Below are 16661 nucleotides of genomic sequence, written 5' to 3'. Positions count from 1 at the left end.
CCGGCGTCAGGCGCCGGCCCGGGAACGGTCGTGGGCGGCGCGGGCGTCCATGACGCTGGGCATCTCGCCTTCGAGCCATTCGATGAGGCCGTACAGGTGGCGCGCCGCCTCGCGGCCGAGCGGGGTCAGGCTGTACTCGACCTTGGGCGGGATGGTCACTTGTGCCTCGCGGTGGACCATCCCGTCGCGTTCCAGGGCCTGGAGGGTCTGGGCGAGCATCTTCTCGCTGACGCCGGAGACCCGGCGGCGCAGGGCGTTGAAGCGGTAGGTGCCCTCGCTGAGCGCGATCAGGGCGAGGATGCCCCACCGGCTGGTGATGTGCTCCATCGTCTCGCGGGAGGGGCACGCCTGGGCCAACACGTCGAAGATGATCTGCCCGTGGTCGTCACGCGCGAGGGCGGCCTGGTCTTCCATCCCCCTAGCTTACGTTCTCACCGCACTATCTCGATGTTGGGCACTATCCGACGGTTGGCACTTTCTCAAAGTTAGTACTAACGTGAGCCTCGAACCCCCGAGGGAAAGAGAGCCCACGATGATCGTTGTCACCGCCGCAGGCGGCCCGCTCGGCCGGCTCGTCGTCGAAGGCCTGCTGGAGACCACGCCCGCCGACCAGATCGTCGCGGCCGTTCGCGACCCGGCGAAGGTGGCCGGCCTCGCCGCGCGCGGAGTGACCGTGCGCGAGGCCGACTACGACCGGCCGGAGACGCTGAAGTCGGCGTTCGGCCCCGGCGACCGGGTCCTGCTCATCTCCAGCCCCACCGTGGGCGCCCGCCTCACCCAGCACCAGGCCGCGGTGGACGCCGCCGCGGCGGCCGGGGTCGCGCTGATCGCCTACACCGGCATCCTGCACTCCGACACCACCCCCATCGCGCTGGCGTCCGAGCACCAGGGCACCGAGGAGCACATCCGCGCGAGCGGGGTCCCGTTCACCCTCCTGCGCAACGGCTGGTACTCCGAGAACTACGTGCCCACGATCGCCCAGGCCGCCGAGCAGGGCACGATCTTCGGCTCGTCCGGTGAGGGCCGGGTCGCCAGCGCCACCCGCGCCGACTTCGCCGCCGCCGCGGTGGCCGTCCTCACCGGCGAGGGCCACGAGAACGCGGTGTACGAGCTGGCCGGCGACGTGGCGTGGAGCAAGGCGGAGCTGGCGGCGGAGGTGGCCTCGGTCGCGGGCCGGCCGGTCGTCTACCAGGACGTGCCGCGCGAGGAGTTCGAGCGCGCGCTGACCGAGGCGGGACTGCCCGAGCCGGTGGCGGCCGTGTACGGCGCCATCGAGCTCGACATCGCCGCCGGGGCCCTGGAGGACGCCTCGGGCGACCTGCGCCGGCTCATCGGCCGCCCCACCACTCCCCTGCGCGCCACGGTCACCGAGGCCCTGGCGACCGCCTGACGCCGGACGGCCCGGGACACCGGGCGCCGGGTCAGTCGAGGGCGCCGAGCGTGATGCCCTCGACGATGTGCCGCTGGGCGGCGACCGCGACCAGCAGCACCGGGACGATCGTGATGAGCGACGCCGCCATGATCAGGTTGTACTGGGTGGTGAACTGGCTCTGGAACACCGAGAGGCCCTGCGACAGCACGGCCATCTCGGTGGTGTTCACCACGATCAGCGGGAACAGGAAGTTGTTCCAGTTCTGCAGGAACAGGATGATGGCCAGCGCCGCGATCACCGGCCGCGCCAGCGGGGCGTACACGTGGAAGAAGACCCGCGACTCCGACGCCCCGTCGATGCGGGCGGCCTCGCCCAGCTCGCGCGGGGTGCCGAGGAAGAACTGGCGGAACAGGAAGGCGCCCAGCCCGGAGGCGATGTTGGGCACGATCAGCCCCTGGTAGGTGTTCAGCCAGTGCAGGTCGCCGAGGAGCTGCGACATCGGGACGATGATGGCGCTGAACGGCACCATCAGCCCGCTCAGCGCGAGAAGGAACAGCGGCCGTTTGGCGGGGAAGTCGAGCAGGGCGAACGCGTAGCCCGCCAGCAGCCCGCTGGTGAGCTGCCCGGCGGTGGCCGCCACCCCGAAGATCGCGGTGTTGAGGTACCAGCGGCCGAACGGGGCCTGCGACAGGGCCTGCCCGATGTTCCCCCACTGCGGGTCACGCGGCCACAGCGGCGCCGCCGGGTTGATGATCTCGGCGTCGGTCTTCAGCGCGCTGACCGCCATCCAGACCAGCGGGAACGCCACGACGAGGACCGCCACCCCGAGCAGGACGTACACCACCGCCCGGCGGGCGACCAGGCCGGCGGGCACGGCCGCCCGCCGCGCCGGGGCGGACGGACGGCGCGGCGGCGCGTCCGCGACCCGGCTAGCGGGCACGGTCCACCCGCCCGAGCAGCCAGATCTGCGCGATGGTGACCAGCAGCGACAGCAGGAACAACGCGACTCCCATGGCGTTCGCCCGTCCGGTGTCGAACTGCACGAACCCCTCGTCGTAGACGTAGTACAGGGCGGTCTGGGTGGCGCCGTCGGGGCCACCCTGGGTCAGCACGTAGATCTGGGTGAAGGTCTGCAGGCCGGTGAGCGTGGTGACCACCCAGATCAGCAGGGTGTGCCGGCGCATCATCGGCCACTGGACGTGGACGAACCTGCGCCAGGCCCCGGCGCCGTCGACGCTGGCCGCGTCCAGCACGTCCCCGGGGACCGACTTCAGGGCGGCCAGGTACAGGATGACGTTCTGCCCGAAGAACTGCCACGCGCCGAAGGTCAGCACCGCGACCAGCGCGGGGCCCGGCGCCGACAGGAAGTCCGCCTGCGGCAGGTGGACGGCGGTCAGCAGCCTGTTGACCAGACCGAACTGCGGCGCGAACATGTTCGCCCAGATCAGCGCGGTGGCGACGACCGGGACGACCAGGGGGATGACGAACGGCGCGCGCAGCCGGGCCACGCCGGGCGCGCCGGAGTTGAGCAGCAGCCCGAGCGCGAGCCCGGCGCCCATCGTCAGCAGCACGAAGCCCGCCGTGTAGACGCCGGTGACGCCGAGCGCGTGCCCGCCGCCCTCCTGGAGCATCGACCGGTAGTTGTCCAGGCCGGCGAACGTCGGCGAGGTGTCGAACACCCCGCCGCTGTACAGGCTGCGCCACAGGAGCATCGCGAGCGGGACGAGCGAGAACAGCACGGTGAGCACCACCGTGGGTGCCACGAACGCGTACGCGAGCGTCCAGACGCGGTACCGCTGCCGCATCAGCCGAGTTTCTTCAGCGCCGCGTCTCCGGTGCGCGCCGCCGCCGCCAGTGCCTCGGCCGGGGTCGTGCGTCCTTGCAACGCGGCGTTGATCTGGGTCCACAGGCCCTTGGAGATGGCGTCGTAGGCGGGGGTGATCGGGCGGACCTTGCCGGTCTTCTCGGCGTCGGCGAACACGGTGTAGGTGGGGTTCTCGGCGATGTGGTCCTTGAGCGCCCGTTGGTCGAGCTGGGCCGGGTCGGAGGGCAGGCCGCCGTTCTTGGCGGCGAGGTAGGCGCCGCGCTCGGGGGTGGCCAGGAACCTCAGGAACTCAAGGCCCGCCTTCTCCGCGCCGGCGCCGGTCTTGAGCAGCGCCGCCACGCCGATGCCCATGCTCGTGGAGGTGCCCGCGGCGCCCGCCGGCATCGGGGCGACGCCGAAGTCCACGCCGGCCTTCTGGAACGTCGGCACCGCCCACTGGCCGTTGACGATCATGGCGACGGTGCGGCCGGCGAACGCGGGCGCCCCGTCGAAGCTGCCCGCCTGCGCGTAGCTGGTGCCCGGCGCCGACTTGGACCGGATCAGGTCGACCCAGGTGGTGAGGGCCTTGACCCCGGCGGGGCTGTTGAAGGCGGTCGCGGTGCCGTCGGGGCTGAGGAACGACCCGCCTTCGGCGTGGAGCATCGGCGCCCAGGCGAAGGTGATCCACTCCGCCTCGCCGAGCGGGACGTAGAAGCCGTACTTGTTCTTGGCGGGGTCGGAGAGCTTCTTGGCGTCCTCGGCCAGCTCGGTCCACGTCGCGGGCGGGCCGTCGATGCCCGCGGCCGCGAAGGCCTTCTTGTCGTAGAACAGCACGATGTCACCGACGCCGGCCAGGGCCATGCCGAGCTGGTGGCCCTTGTAGAACAGCGAGTCCCTGATGCCGGGGTACAGCGCGGCGGTCTCGGCGGCGAGCTTGCCGTCGAGCGGGATGAGCTTGCCGCTCTGGGCGATGACCGGCAGGTCGGAGGGGTTCTGGGTGAGCAGCACCGTGGGCTGGGTGCCGTTCTTCAGCGCCCCGATCACCTTGGGGAGGTACTGGTCGGAGCTGGCGATGAACTGGCCCTTGGCGTGCATGCCGGGGTGGGCCTTGTCGAAGGCCGCGTCGATCTCGGCGATCTGGTCGGGCTGCCAGCCGCTGGTCCAGTACGTGAACGTGCCGTCCGCGCCGGCCGTCCCGCTCGCGGACCCGCCGCCGGACCCGCCCGATCCGCTCGACCCGCCTGATCCGCCGCACGCGGCGGCGGCGAGGACGAGGCCGAGCGCGGTCGCGCCGGCGGCGATCCTCCTGCTGATCATCATTGTCCTGTCGCTCTCCGGCGCCCGCCACCTGGGGACATGGAAAGCGCCTGACCGAAACCGCCGCCCCGCCGGACTCCCCGGGTCCGTGGATCATGATAACCCTTCTGTCCGGTAGGTAAATAGGCGGTCAGGTTCCGGTCAGGAACGGTCCCCGTCCGGGGGACGTCAGCGCAGGCCGACCGTGGTGGGCAGGGTCGCGAAGCCGTGCACGTTCGGGTTGTAGGCCCTCCTGGCGGCGCGGAGGTCGATCTCGTATCCCGGCCGCACGCGGGCGGTGAGCTCTTCGAGCATGACGCGCGCCTCCAGGCGGGCGAGCCCGGCGCCGAGGCAGAAGTGCGGCCCGACGGCGAACGGGACCGCGTCGCCGGTGTCCCGGCCGATGTCGAACCGGCCGGGGTCGGCGAAGACGCGCGGGTCGCGGTTGGCCGCCCCGACGAGCAGCAGCACCCGCGACCCCGCGGGGACGGTGACGCCGTGGAAGACGGTGTCGGCGGTGAGCAGGCGGGCGGACATCTGCCCGGGCCCGTCCCAGCGCAGCGTCTCCTCCACCCATCCCGCGACGCCGCCGTCCCAGGCGGCCTCCCGCTGGCCGGGGTCGCGCCACGCGGCGTGCCAGGCGTTCCCGACGAGCTTGGCCGTGGTCTCGTTGCCGGCGACGCCGAGGAGCATGAGCACCGGGACGATGTCGCGGTCGGTGAGCGCGGCCCCGCCGGCCTCGGCGTGGATCAGCGCGCTCGCCAGGTCGTCGGCGGGCTCGCGCCGGCGTTCGCGCACGAGGTCGGCGTAGTAGCCGGCGAGCGCCCTGTTCGCCTCGCGCATCGAGCCGGGCACGCCGCGCACCCCGTCAGGCCGCTCAAGGAGCCGCTCGGACCACGTCCGGATCCGGGGGCGGTCGGCGGCGGGCACCCCGATCATCGTGGAGATCACGTCGACGGGCACCTTGGCGGCGTAGTCGCCGATGAGGTCGAAGGTGCCGCCGCCGGCGAGCGCGGCGTCCAGGTGCCGTACGGCGAGGCGGCGCACGACCGGCTCCATCTCGCGCACCCGGCGCGGGGTGAACCCCGCCGACACCAGGGCCCGCATCCCGGTGTGGCGCGGGGGGTCCATCGCGAGGAACGACGAGAACCGGTGCGCGTCCGGGCCCCACTGCTCCAGGGTGACGCCGTGCGAGCTGGAGAACAGGGCGGTGTCCCGGTACGCCGCGTCGACGTCGGCGTGCCGGGACAGGGCGTGGAAGCCCAGGTCCTCGGCGTGGTACAACGGCCGTTCCTCGCGCAGCCACTCGTAGGTGGGCCACGGGTCGGACTGCAGGTCGTGGTCGAACGGGTCGTATCGCGGCACGAAACCCCTTCCAGGTCGATCGCGGCGTTCGTCCGGAGGTGCCAGGCATGATTATTTCGTCGCGCGGCGGCGGGTGCCATGCCGCTTTCCCGGACGCGGCGAGGGGGTTTCCCTCGGCGAGGACGGGTACGCGAGACTTCTGAGGCGGACGCGCGGCGTCCTCCCCCGCAGCCGAGGGAAAGGAACCCGTCCATGGCCAACCGGCAGCGCGTCGTCATCGTCGGCGGAGGATTCGCGGGGTTCACCGCGGCACGCCATCTCTCCCGCATCGCCAAGGGCGCGGTCGAGATCGTGCTGATCAACCCGACCGACTACTTCCTCTACCTGCCCCTGCTCCCCGAGGTGGCGGCGGGGATCCTGGACCCGCGCAAGGTGGCCATCCCGCTGTCGCGCGGCAGCCGCGGCGTCCGCCACCTTCTGGCGAGCGTCGACAGGGTGGACGTCGAGGGGCGGCGCGTGGAGTGCACCGACGCCGAGGGCGGGCACCGCGAGCTGCGCTACGACCGGCTGGTCATCGCGATCGGCAGCGTCAACAAGCTGCTGCCCGTCCCGGGGGTGGCCGAGTACGCGCACGGTTTCCGCAGCATCGCCGAGGCGCTGTACCTGCGCGACCACCTCATCCGCCAGATCGAGCTCGCCGACGCGACCGACGACGCCAAGGAACGGACGGCGCGCTGCACGTTCGTGGTGGTCGGCGCGGGCTACACCGGCACCGAGGTCGCGGCCCAGGGCCAGTTGCTCACCAGGGACGTCGAGCGGCACCGGCCCGGCCTGGCCGACCAGCCGCTGCGCTGGATCCTGGTCGACAAGGCGCCGCGCATCCTGCCCGAGCTGGACGAGCGCCTCTCCCGGACGGCCCACAGGACCCTGGCCGACCGGGGCGTCGAGATCCGCACCGGCACCACCGTCTCGGAGGCCACCGCCGAGGGGGTCAAGCTGTCGGACGGGGAGTTCGTGCCGACGCGGTCGCTGGTCTGGTGCGTCGGCGTCGCCGTGGACCCGCTGGTGGAGGCGCTCGGGCTGCCGACCAGGAAGGGCCGCCTGCTGGTCGACGAGTACCTGACCGTGCCCGGGCACCCGGAGATCTTCGCCTGCGGCGACTCGGCGGCGGTGCCGGACCTCACCCGCCCCGGCGAGTACACCGCCATGACCGCCCAGCACGCCACCCGCCAGGGCAGGCGCGCGGCCCTGAACGTCGCCGCGTCCTACGGCCGGGGGGAACGGCGCCCGTACCGGCACAGCGACCTCGGGTTCGTGGTCGACCTGGCCGGGGCCAAGGCCGCCGCCAACCCGCTCGGCGTGCCGCTGTCGGGCATCGTCGCCAAGGCGGTGACGCGCGGCTACCACCTGCTGTCGGTCCCCGGCGGCCGGACGCGGATCGCCGGGAACTGGCTGCTGGACGCGGTGCTCCCCCGCCAGACCGTGCAGCTCGACATCGTGCGCGCCAAGGCCGTCCCGCTCACCTCCACCGCCCCGGAACGGCCGCACGGGCTCACCGGGTGACGCCCTCGCGGGCCGTCGCGCGGGGTCAGAGGTGACGACCGCGCGAGGTCAGAGGTCGACGGCGCCGCCGCTGCGCCAGTAGACGTTGTTCTCCCTGCTGAGCAGCTCCTCCTCGACGAGGTAGCGGCGCAGCGCCGCGAAGTCGTCGTGGAAGGCGCGCAGGGCGAGGTTGACGTCCTTCTCGGGGTAGCGGACGCCGGGCTCGAAGACGCGCGCGATGTGGTTGAGCACGGCGAGCCGCTTCTCGTGCCGCGTGGGGATGGCCCGCAGGCGCCCCTCGACCAGGAAGTTCCCGACGACGCGGTCCTCGTCGGAGACCGGGGCGGCGGGCTTGGCCGTGGCGTGCAGCAACTCGCGGAACCGCTCGCGGCGCACGTGCCAGCCGTCCGGCGTCCGCTCGGCCAGGCCGCCGCGCTCCAGCCGGTCCAGGGTCCGCCGCGTGGCGTCCTGGTCGAGCCCGGCGGCCGACGGGTCGCCGTGCAGGACCAGGGCGGACACGACCCGCAGGTTGTCCTCCTGGTACAGCAGCCCGAGGACGCGTCTGATCTCTTCCTCACTCATCGCCGCTCGTCCCTCCACTCCGATGACCGGCCTCGGCCCGGCCCCTCCGCGCGGGTGACGCCCTAACGGCCGGCCGATACCTCGCCCCATCATTCCCAACCCGGCGCGACCTTTCACCCTAGTATTGGGGCGAACGTGGATCTTCGGGGCTCAGGGAGGAACGTGGCGTCGCACGAGACGGCCCCGCGGCGCGTGGGGGCGGACACGCCGAACATCGCGCGGATGTACGACTACTGGCTCGGCGGGAAGGACAACTTCGCCACCGACCGGGAGAGCGCCGAGGAGATCGTCAGGATCTCGCGGGGCAAGGTCCTGCGCGGCGTGCGGCTGAACCGCGCCTTCCTCGGCCGGGCCGTGCGGGCCGCCGCCTCGGCCGGGGTCCGCCAGTTCCTCGACCTCGGGTCCGGCCTGCCGACCCGCGAGAACGTCCACGAGGTCGCCGGGCCCGGGGCCCGGGTGGTGTACGTGGACTACGACCCGGTGGTGGCCAGCCACGCGCGCGCCATCCTGGCCCGCTCGGAGGGCGTCGGCTTCGTCGAGGCCGACCTGCGGCGGCCCGCCGCCCTGCTCGGCGACCCCACGGTCCGCGAGCTCATCGACTTCACCGAGCCGGTCGCGGTGCTGTTCGTCTCGGTCCTGCACTTCGTGGACGACGCGGCGGGCCCCGGGGCCATCGTCGGGGAGTACCGCGACGCGCTGGTCCCGGGGAGCCACATGGTGCTGTCGCACCTGTCCACGGAGAACTTCCCCGACAAGATCGCCCAGACCGAGCGCGTCTACCAGGGGGCCAGCGCCCCGATGGGCGCGCGCACCCGCGCGGAGATCCTCGGGTTCTTCGACGGCTTCGAGCTGCTCCCCCCGGGCCTGGTCGGGCCGACCGAGTGGAACCCCGGCGCCCGGGACACCTCGCTGGAGAAGTTCGCCGGCCTGGTCGGCGTCGGCGTCAAACACTGACCCGCGCCGCCGGGCGAAGGGCGGCGCGCACCCGGCGAGGGGCGGCCGCCGGAGTACCGACCGGTCAGAGCGCCCGCAGGTACTGGGCGGCCCGCCGGAGTACGGACCGGTCAGAGCGCCCGCAGGTACTGGACGGCCCGGCGGGGTTCGGCGCCGAGCTCGCGGGCGGCGAGGTTCGGCCAGTACGGGGTGCGCAGCAGCTCGCGTCCGAGCAGCACGGCGTCGGCCCGCCCCGAGGCGATGATCTTCTCCGCCTGCCGCGCATCGGTGATCTCGCCGACGGCGGCCACGGGCAGGCCGGTCTCGGCCCGCACCCGCGCCGCGAACGGCACCTGGTAGCCCGGCCCGGTGGGGATCCGCGCCCCGGGGGCGTTGCCGCCCGTCGAGGTGTCCAGCAGGTCGACGCCGTGGGCGAGCAGCTCCTTGGCGAAGCGGACGGTGTCGTCGGCGGTCCAGCCGTCCCGGTCGTCCTCGGGGTTCTCGGTGAGCCAGTCGGTCGCCGAGACGCGGAACAGGACCGGCAGGTCCTCGGGCCACACCGCGCGGACGGCGTCCACGACCTCCAGCGGGAAGCGGACGCGGTTCTCGTACGCGCCGCCGTAAGCGTCGGTGCGGTGGTTGCTGTGGGGCGAGAGGAACTCGTTGATCAGGTAACCGTGCGCGCCGTGGATCTCCACCACCTGGAACCCGGCGGCGAGCGCGCGCCGCGCCGCGGCGGCGAAGCCGGCCACGATCCGCCGGATCCCGGCGGTGTCCAGCTCGGCGGGGACCTGGTGGCCTTGGGCGAACGGCACCGGGCTGGGCGCGACCGGGCGCCAGCCGCCCTCGCCGGGGCCGAGGGGCCGCCCGCCGCGCCAGGGGGCGTCGGTGGAGGCCTTGCGACCGGCGTGGGCGAGCTGGATGCCGGGCACGGCGCCCTGCTCGCGCAGGAAGCGGGTGATCCGGGTGAAGGCCGCCTGCTGGCGGTCGTTGTAGAGCCCGAGGTCGGCGGGGCTGATGCGGCCCTCGGCCGTCACGGCGGTGGCCTCGGTGAGGATCAGGCCGGCGCCGCCGACCGCGCGGGCGGCCTGGTGGGCGAGGTGCCAGTCGGTGGGGGCGCCCTGGTCAGGGCCGTCGGCGGCCGCGCTGTACTGGCACATCGGAGCCATCCAGGCGCGGTTCGGGATGGTCAGGCCGCGCAGGGTCAGGGGCTCGAACAACGCGCTCACGAGGGGGGCTCCTTCGGTCGGGCCGTCCGGGCGCCCTCGCGTCCGGTCCGCTGCTAGTACGATAACCTACGTACTACGACGGATGTCAAACTACGACGTCTCTCGTACAATGGGCCCAGCCGCGAGGGAGGGAAGCGCCATGACGTCGACGCCCGTACGGGCCCTGGCCCACCCCCTGCGCGAGGAGATCCGGCTGGAGGGCGTGCTGCACGCCCTGTCCGACCCGATGCGCCTGCGGGTGGTGAGCTACCTCGCCGCGCTCGGCGACCAGGAGGCGGCCTGCTCGGACATCGAGCTGGCGATCAGCAAGTCGACCACGACCCACCACTTCCGGGTGCTCCGCGAGGCCGGGGTGATCCGGCAGATCTACCGGGGAACGGCCAAGATGAACACCCTGCGGCGCGAGGACCTCGACGCCCTGTTCCCCCACCTGCTCCAGTCGGTCCTCGGCGCCGACGCGGCGCAGCGCCGGCGCCTGCTCGGCTGACGGCAGGCGGCAGGCGGCAGGCGGCAGGCCCGTGCGGCGGGCGGCGGGCCCGTGCGGCGGATTACCGGCCCGTGCCATTTGTTTGCCGCGCCGAGGCCTCTTTCGCGCGTCTTCCATTCCATGACTGGGTAATTCCTGATTCGCGGTGCCGTGTACTCTCAATGATCCTCCATATGAGGACGGCTCGCCAATTCAAGGAGAATAACTGACATGACCGATTCACCCCATAACGGGGTTCCCCAGCCGATACGCGGTGCAAAGGGCGCCGTCGACACCGGCCCCCGGAACGTCATGCTGGACCGGCAGAACCCCGACCTGATCACCCCGCCGGCCACCGACTACGGCACCGTGCCGAACCTGAAGTTCTCCTTCTCCATGGCGCACACCAGGATCGAGGAGGGCGGCTGGACCCGCGAGGTGACCACCCGCGAACTGCCGATCGCCACCACGCTGGCCGGCGTCGACATGAAACTCGACCCCGGCGTCTACCGCGAGCTGCACTGGCACAAAGAGTCGGAATGGGCCTATGTCCTGGAAGGGAGCTGCCGCATCGGCGCCGTCGACCAGGAAGGGTGCAATTTCCTCGATGACGTTGAAAAGGGCGATCTCTGGTTCTTCCCCCGAGGAATACCACATTACATCCAGGCGCTGGACGAAGGCGTCGAATTCCTGCTGGTCTTCGACGACGGCGCGTTCTCGGAGAACTCCACCTTCATGATGAGCGACTTCTTCGCCCACACCCCCAAGAGCGTGCTGGCGAAGAACTTCGGCTGGTCGGACCAGCAGATGCGGGACCTGCCTGAGAAGGAGAAGTACATCTTCCGCGGCCAGGTGCCGCCGGCGCTGGACTCCGACCGGGTGATCAGCCCCAGCGGGGACGTGCCGCGCACGTTCAAGCACCGGATGCTCGCCCAGACGCCCACCCGCTTCGACGGCGGGTCGGTGCGGGTCACCGACTCCACGAACTTCACCGCCGCCACCACGATCTCGGCCGCCCTGGTCGAGATCGAGCCGGGCGGGCTGCGCGAGCTGCACTGGCATCCCACCGACGACGAGTGGCAGTACTACATCTCCGGTTTCGGGCGCATGGGGGTCTTCGCCTCCTCCGGGCTGGCGCGCACGTTCAACTACCAGGCGGGCGACGTCGGGTACGTGCCCTTCGCCTACGGACACTACGTCGAGAACCTCGGCACCGAGCCGCTGGTGTTCCTGGAGATGTTCCGCAACCCCCGGTTCGAGGACATCTCGCTGACCCAGTGGATGGCCAACACCCCGGCGCAGGTCAGCGCCGACACGCTGAACGTCCCGCGCTCCATGATCGAGTCCCTGTCGAGGCAGAAGAACAGCGTCGTCCGGTGACCTCCCCCCGGGGCCGCGCGCGGCCGTCCGGAACCGGCACTTGCTAAGTACGCCGTCGTGGGCAATTATTTTCACTTGATCACATGAATGTGAAAGGAATGATTACCCGAGGGGAGCCGAGCCCGTGGACATCAGTGCCGCCGCCTACGTCGAGAAGGTCGAGAAGCTGGTGCGGGACGTCTCCGCGAGCCAGGCGACGGCGGTGCGGGACGCCGCCGCGCTGCTGTGCGCCTGCCTGCGCGGCGGCGGGGTGATCCAGGCCTTCGGCTCGGGGCACTCCGAGGCCATCGCGATGGAGATCGCCGGCCGGGCGGGGGGCCTGGTCCCCACCAACCGGCTCGCCCTTCGCGACCTGGTCCTGTACGGCGGGGAGCCGCCCGAGACGCTCAGGTCCGCCGAGCTGGAGCGCGACCCCTCGATCGCCCGCCGCATCTACGACCTCGCGCCGATCGAGCCGCAGGACGCCTTCGTCATCATCTCCAGCTCCGGGGTCAACGGCTCGGTGGTGGAGCTGGCCTCGATCGTCAAGGAGGGCGGGCACGGGCTGGTCGCGCTGACCTCGGTGCGCCACAGCACCGAGATGACCTCCCGCCACCCCTCGGGGCGCAAGCTGATGGACCTCGCCGACGTGGTCCTGGACAACGGTGCCCCGTACGGCGACGCGGTCATGCCGCTGCCCGAGGGCGGGACGTTCGGCGCGGTCTCGACGATCACCTCGGCGCTGCTGGCGCAGATGATGGTCGCCGAGGTGGTCAGGGAGCTGCTTGAGGCCGGCCAGACGCCGCCGATCTACCTGTCGTCCAACGTCGCCGGCGGCGACGAGCACAACCGGGTGCTGGAGAGCCGCTACGCCGGGCGCGTCCGCCGGGGCGGCTGACCCCCCGGCACCCACCGGGACCCCGTCCGCATACCGCCGTCCCCGACCCTGAAGCGTTGAAAACAGGTTTCACCGGAGAACCCTCGCGCCCGTACCCAGGCCCTCCGCCGAGGAGGACCGCACGGCGGGCACTCCACCCCCAGGAGGACCCCATGGCGGACCACCCCCTCTCCCGGCGCGGACTGCTGCGAAGCGCCGCGCTCGCCGGACTGCTCCTGCCGGCGGGCGGCGCGCTGTCGGCCTGCGCGTCCCCGTCCGGCGGCGGCACCACCGCGTCCAGGGCCCCGACCCTCGGGGCGCGGACGGCGGCCAACCCTCTGGCGATCCCCGAGGACCGGCCCTTCGAGGTGGTGATCTTCGACGGCGGGTTCGGCGACGCCTACGCCAGGGACATCCACGAGCCGCTGTTCAAGAAGGGGCACCCGAAGGTCGCGATCAAGCACACCGCCACCAAGGAGATCGCCAAGACGCTCCAGCCCCGGTTCGCCGGGGGCGACCCGCCCGAGTTCGTGAACAACTCCGGCTCCAACGCCATGGACTTCGGCGCGCTCGCCCAGGACGGCCAGCTCCAGGACCTCCGCGAGCTGCTGGACGCCCCGAGCTGGGACGACCCGGGCGTGAAGGTGCGGGACACGATCCTGCCGTCGGCGATCGAGCTCGGCAGCTACGACGGCGTCTTCTCGGTGCTGAACTACGCCAACACGGTGTGGGGTATCTGGTACTCCAAGAAGCTCTTCACCGCCAACGACTGGGAGGTCCCGAAGACCTGGGACGACTTCACGTCGCTCTGCGAGAAGATCAAGAAGTCGGGCGAGGCGGCGCCGTTCACCTACGCCGGCAAGCACCCGTTCTACATCTACGAGACGATCCTCACCCTCGCCGCCAAGATCGGCGGGGCCGGCGTGCTGACGAGCCTGGACAACCTGGAGGACGGGGCGTGGAAGGCCGAGCCGGTCACCAAGGCCGCGACCGCCTTCGCCGACCTCGGCGCGAAATATCTCATGCGGGGCACCGAAGGGCTGGACCACATCCAGACCCAGACGGCGCAGAACAAGTACCAGGTGGCCATGCTGCCCTGCGGGTCGTGGCTGGAGAACGAGCAGAAGGACTCCACCCCCGCCGACTTCGGCTACGCGATGTTCCCGCTGCCCTCCTTCGACACCTCCGACGCCCTGCCGTACGGCACGCTGCACTCCCGGCCCGGTGAGGAGTCCTTCGTGGCCGCCCGGTCGGCCAACCCGCGCGCCGGCATGGAGTACATGCGGGCCATGCTCTCCAAGGACGGCGCCGGCCGGTTCACCGAACTGGTCAGTACGCTGACCATCGTGAACGGCGCCGCCGAGGGGCGCACCCTCAAGCCCGGCCTGCAGAGCGCGGCGGCGGCCCTGAAGACGGCCGGCGAGCACGTCACCTACTTCCGGTTCCGCCAGTGGTACCAGGAGCTGCACGACGAGGTGGCCGCCGCCACCGGCCAGCTCATGGCGGGGCGGCTGAAGGTCGGCGAGTGGGCCGACCGGATCCAGCGCAAGTCCGACGAGGTCAAGAGCGACACCTCGGTCAAGAAGTTCACCCGCTGAGTCCGCGGGCGGCGTTCCCGGGGGCGCGGGCCACCGGGGTGAGAGGCGGTGAGCGAGGTGGCGGACGGCAGGCCGCGCCGGCCGGGCCGGGCCGGCAGGGAGGGCTTCGTCAGGGCGCGGTTCATCACGGGGTTCCTGGCCGCCCCCGTGCTGCTCTACCTGGTCTACGTGATCTCCCCCTACGCGCAGGCGTTCTCCATCGCGATGACCGACTGGCGGGGCGTGAGCGCCGCTCCCCGGTTCGTAGGGCTCGCGAACTTCGGCAGGCTGCTCGGCGACGGCGTCTTCTGGCGGGCGGTCGGCCACAACGCGCTGCTGCTGGTCCTGCTGCCGCTGCTCACCCTGGCGATCGCCCTGTTCTTCGCCTTCCTGCTCAACGCGGGCGGGCAGGGAGGCGGGGTCGCGGGCGTGTGGGGGTCGGGGTTCTACCGCGTGGTGTTCTTCTTCCCCCAGGTGCTGGCCGTGGCGATCGTGGCCGTGCTGTTCCAGCAGGTGTTCCGGCCGGACGGGAGCGGCATGCTCAACGGGCCGCTGATCGCCCTCGGCCTGGAGCCGGTGGGGTTCCTGTCCGATCCGGGGGTCGCGTTCTGGTCCATCCTGGCGGTGCTGGTCTGGCAGGCGGTGGGCTTCTACGTGGTGCTGTTCTCGGCGGGCATGGCCTCCATCCCCCGGGAGATGTTCGAGGCGGCGCGCATCGACGGTGCGGGGCGGGTGCAGCTCTTCGCCCGGGTGACCCTCCCCCTGCTGTGGGAGACCGTGCAGGTCGGGTGGATCTACCTCGGCATCGCGGCGCTGGACGTGTTCGCCCTGGTGTGGGTGATGACGGCCGAGCACGGCGGGCCCGACCATTCCACGACCGTGATGGCCGCCGAGGTCTACCGCAACGCCTTCCAGTACTTCAAGTTCGGCTACGCCTCGGCCATGGGCGTGGTGCTGTTCTTCTTCACGGTCGCCTTCGCGGTGCTGGCCCTGCGCCTGTCGCGCCGCGAGCGGATCGAGTTCTGATGGGCCGGGGCACGGCCGCGCGGGCGGGCGAGGGGGGCTGACCATGGTTTCGCGGGCGGAGAGGGTGACGCTGAGCCGGAGCGCGGCGCGCGAGCGGCGCAGGGCCAGGCTCGGGCCGCTGTCGGGGCTGTCGCACGTGGCGCTGATCGTGTGGACCGTGCTGGTCGTGGTGCCGATCGTGTGGACGTTCCTGGCCTCGGTGAAGAGCGAGGACGAGATCTTCGGCAGCGCCTGGTCGCTCCCGGCCACCCTGCGCTGGGACAACTGGGCGCGCGCCTGGGCCGGCGCGCACGTCGGGCTGTACATGCTCAACAGCGTGGTCGTCGTGGCGCTGGGCACCTTCGGCACCATGCTGCTCGGCTCCATGGCGGCCTACGTGCTCGCGCGCTACCGGTTCCGGGGCAACCGGGCGATCTACCTGCTGTTCGTCTCCGGGCTGGCGTTCCCGGTCTACCTGGCGCTGACCCCGCTGTTCTTCGTGGTGCGCAACCTCGGCGCCCTCCCGCTGGTCGGCCCGCTCATCGGCCTGGACACCCGCGGCGGCCTGGTGCTGGTCTACATCGCCTACTCGCTGCCGTTCACGGTGTTCTTCCTGTCGGCGTTCTTCCGCACGCTGCCCCAGGCGGTCGCGGAGGCGGCCTTCGTGGACGGGGCGTCGCACAGCCGGGTGTTCTTCCAGATCATGCTGCCGATGGCCCGGCCCGGCGTCGTGAGCATCACGATCTTCAACATCCTGGGCCAGTGGAACCAGTACCAGATCCCGCTGGTCCTGCTCAGCGGCCAGGCAAAGGATAAATGGGTCCTCACCCAGGGAATCGCGGACATCTCCACGGCCGCCGGGTACGACGCCGACTGGTCCGCCCTGTTCGCCGCCCTCAGCATGGCCATCCTGCCCATGCTGATCGTCTACACGATCTTCCAGCGGCAGATCCAGGCGGGCCTGACCACGGGCTCGTTCAAGTAGGCGCGCACGCCGCCACCCGCTATCCCGTGCGGACGTGCCAGTTCCGGTGCCGGGCCGCGGTGGCCCTGCGCTCGTCGGGGTCGGTCCCGCCCCAGATCCCGTGCTCCTGGCGGCTGGTCAACGCGTAGTCAAGACAGGCCGGCCGTACGGGGCACCGGCGGCAGACCGACTTGGCGCGCTCGTGCTGCGCGTGCCCGGGGCCCTTCGCCGAGATCGGGAAGAACAGCTCCGGATCCTCGCTGCGGCAGGCCGCGCGGCGCAGCCACGAGACGGCGGGTATGACGGTGTCCTGGATGACCATGACGTTCCCATGCAGGTGAGTGATGGAC

The 16661-nt window shown here is 71.7% G+C and carries 17 protein-coding genes; 9 read left to right on the top strand and 8 right to left on the bottom strand.

All coding sequences use genetic code 11. From position 1 onward, the window contains the following. Window positions 1-6 precede the first annotated feature (6 nt). Window positions 7-414 (bottom strand): winged helix-turn-helix transcriptional regulator, encoded by a 408-nt coding sequence (locus NYZ98_RS15010; RefSeq protein ID WP_262843376.1) that lies wholly within the window; start codon window positions 412-414, stop codon window positions 7-9. A gap of 118 nt (window positions 415-532) precedes the next feature. Here NYZ98_RS15010 and NYZ98_RS15005 point away from each other — a divergent pair, with 118 nt between their 5' ends. After that, window positions 533-1390, top strand: a complete 858-nt coding sequence (locus tag NYZ98_RS15005; protein ID WP_262843375.1) for an NAD(P)H-binding protein — start codon at window positions 533-535, stop codon at window positions 1388-1390. 31 nt (window positions 1391-1421) lie between these two features. Here NYZ98_RS15005 and NYZ98_RS15000 read toward each other — a convergent pair whose 3' ends face one another. The 4 genes from NYZ98_RS15000 to NYZ98_RS14985 all read right to left on the bottom strand — a co-directional run bounded on the left by NYZ98_RS15000 (window position 1422) and on the right by NYZ98_RS14985 (window position 5837). Continuing rightward, entirely contained in the window at window positions 1422-2312 is an 891-nt protein-coding gene (locus NYZ98_RS15000; RefSeq protein ID WP_262843374.1) for a carbohydrate ABC transporter permease, read from the bottom strand. Then, window positions 2302-3177, bottom strand: coding sequence for a carbohydrate ABC transporter permease (locus NYZ98_RS14995; RefSeq protein WP_262843373.1), 876 nt, complete (start codon window positions 3175-3177; stop codon window positions 2302-2304). The genes NYZ98_RS15000 and NYZ98_RS14995 overlap by 11 nt, the downstream gene beginning before the upstream one ends. Further along, entirely contained in the window at window positions 3177-4493 is a 1317-nt protein-coding gene (locus NYZ98_RS14990; RefSeq protein WP_262843372.1) for an extracellular solute-binding protein, read from the bottom strand. Before NYZ98_RS14990 ends, NYZ98_RS14995 begins: the two co-directional genes overlap by 1 nt. A gap of 168 nt (window positions 4494-4661) precedes the next feature. Continuing rightward, a complete protein-coding gene (locus NYZ98_RS14985; RefSeq protein ID WP_262843371.1) occupies window positions 4662-5837 on the bottom strand; it encodes a cytochrome P450 in 1176 nt (391 codons plus the stop codon). A 192-nt stretch (window positions 5838-6029) separates the two neighbouring features. Between NYZ98_RS14985 and NYZ98_RS14980 the strand changes: the two genes are divergently transcribed. Next, complete coding sequence (locus tag NYZ98_RS14980) at window positions 6030-7340, top strand: NAD(P)/FAD-dependent oxidoreductase (RefSeq protein WP_262843370.1); 1311 nt, start codon at window positions 6030-6032, stop codon at window positions 7338-7340. A 48-nt stretch (window positions 7341-7388) separates the two neighbouring features. Here NYZ98_RS14980 and NYZ98_RS14975 read toward each other — a convergent pair whose 3' ends face one another. Continuing rightward, complete coding sequence (locus tag NYZ98_RS14975) at window positions 7389-7901, bottom strand: DUF2087 domain-containing protein (RefSeq protein WP_262843369.1); 513 nt, start codon at window positions 7899-7901, stop codon at window positions 7389-7391. Between the two features lie 162 nt (window positions 7902-8063). Here NYZ98_RS14975 and NYZ98_RS14970 point away from each other — a divergent pair, with 162 nt between their 5' ends. After that, a complete protein-coding gene (locus tag NYZ98_RS14970) occupies window positions 8064-8855 on the top strand; it encodes an SAM-dependent methyltransferase (protein ID WP_262843368.1) in 792 nt (263 codons plus the stop codon). A gap of 110 nt (window positions 8856-8965) precedes the next feature. Here the strand turns inward: NYZ98_RS14970 and NYZ98_RS14965 are convergent, their stop codons facing one another. Continuing rightward, on the bottom strand, window positions 8966-10063 hold the full coding sequence (locus NYZ98_RS14965) for an NADH:flavin oxidoreductase/NADH oxidase (RefSeq protein WP_262843367.1): 1098 nt from the start codon (window positions 10061-10063) through the stop codon (window positions 8966-8968). A 139-nt stretch (window positions 10064-10202) separates the two neighbouring features. Here NYZ98_RS14965 and NYZ98_RS14960 point away from each other — a divergent pair, with 139 nt between their 5' ends. The 6 genes from NYZ98_RS14960 (at window position 10203) to NYZ98_RS14935 (ending at window position 16332) form a co-directional block, all read left to right on the top strand. Continuing rightward, on the top strand, window positions 10203-10550 hold the full coding sequence (locus tag NYZ98_RS14960) for an ArsR/SmtB family transcription factor (protein WP_262843366.1): 348 nt from the start codon (window positions 10203-10205) through the stop codon (window positions 10548-10550). A 210-nt stretch (window positions 10551-10760) separates the two neighbouring features. Further along, the gene (locus NYZ98_RS14955; protein WP_262843365.1) at window positions 10761-11909 is read left to right on the top strand and encodes an oxalate decarboxylase family bicupin; all 1149 of its coding nucleotides are present in this window, start codon (window positions 10761-10763) and stop codon (window positions 11907-11909) included. A gap of 124 nt (window positions 11910-12033) precedes the next feature. After that, window positions 12034-12786 (top strand): SIS domain-containing protein, encoded by a 753-nt coding sequence (locus tag NYZ98_RS14950; protein WP_262843364.1) that lies wholly within the window; start codon window positions 12034-12036, stop codon window positions 12784-12786. Window positions 12787-12938: 152 nt separating this feature from the next. Next, a complete protein-coding gene (ngcE, locus tag NYZ98_RS14945; protein ID WP_262843363.1) occupies window positions 12939-14363 on the top strand; it encodes an N-acetylglucosamine/diacetylchitobiose ABC transporter substrate-binding protein in 1425 nt (474 codons plus the stop codon). A 48-nt stretch (window positions 14364-14411) separates the two neighbouring features. Then, complete coding sequence (locus tag NYZ98_RS14940) at window positions 14412-15368, top strand: carbohydrate ABC transporter permease (protein ID WP_262843362.1); 957 nt, start codon at window positions 14412-14414, stop codon at window positions 15366-15368. Between the two features lie 43 nt (window positions 15369-15411). Continuing rightward, complete coding sequence (locus NYZ98_RS14935; protein ID WP_262843361.1) at window positions 15412-16332, top strand: carbohydrate ABC transporter permease; 921 nt, start codon at window positions 15412-15414, stop codon at window positions 16330-16332. 19 nt (window positions 16333-16351) lie between these two features. Here NYZ98_RS14935 and NYZ98_RS14930 read toward each other — a convergent pair whose 3' ends face one another. Beyond that, a complete protein-coding gene (locus NYZ98_RS14930; RefSeq protein WP_262843360.1) occupies window positions 16352-16633 on the bottom strand; it encodes a WhiB family transcriptional regulator in 282 nt (93 codons plus the stop codon). Window positions 16634-16661 lie beyond the last annotated feature (28 nt).

The organism is Sphaerisporangium corydalis (assembly GCF_025506355.1).
In the GTDB taxonomy this organism is placed as follows: Bacteria; Actinomycetota; Actinomycetes; order Streptosporangiales; family Streptosporangiaceae; genus Sphaerisporangium; species Sphaerisporangium corydalis.
Note: the sequence above shows the minus strand (reverse complement) of the source record. Positions and strands in the feature narration are given on the sequence as shown.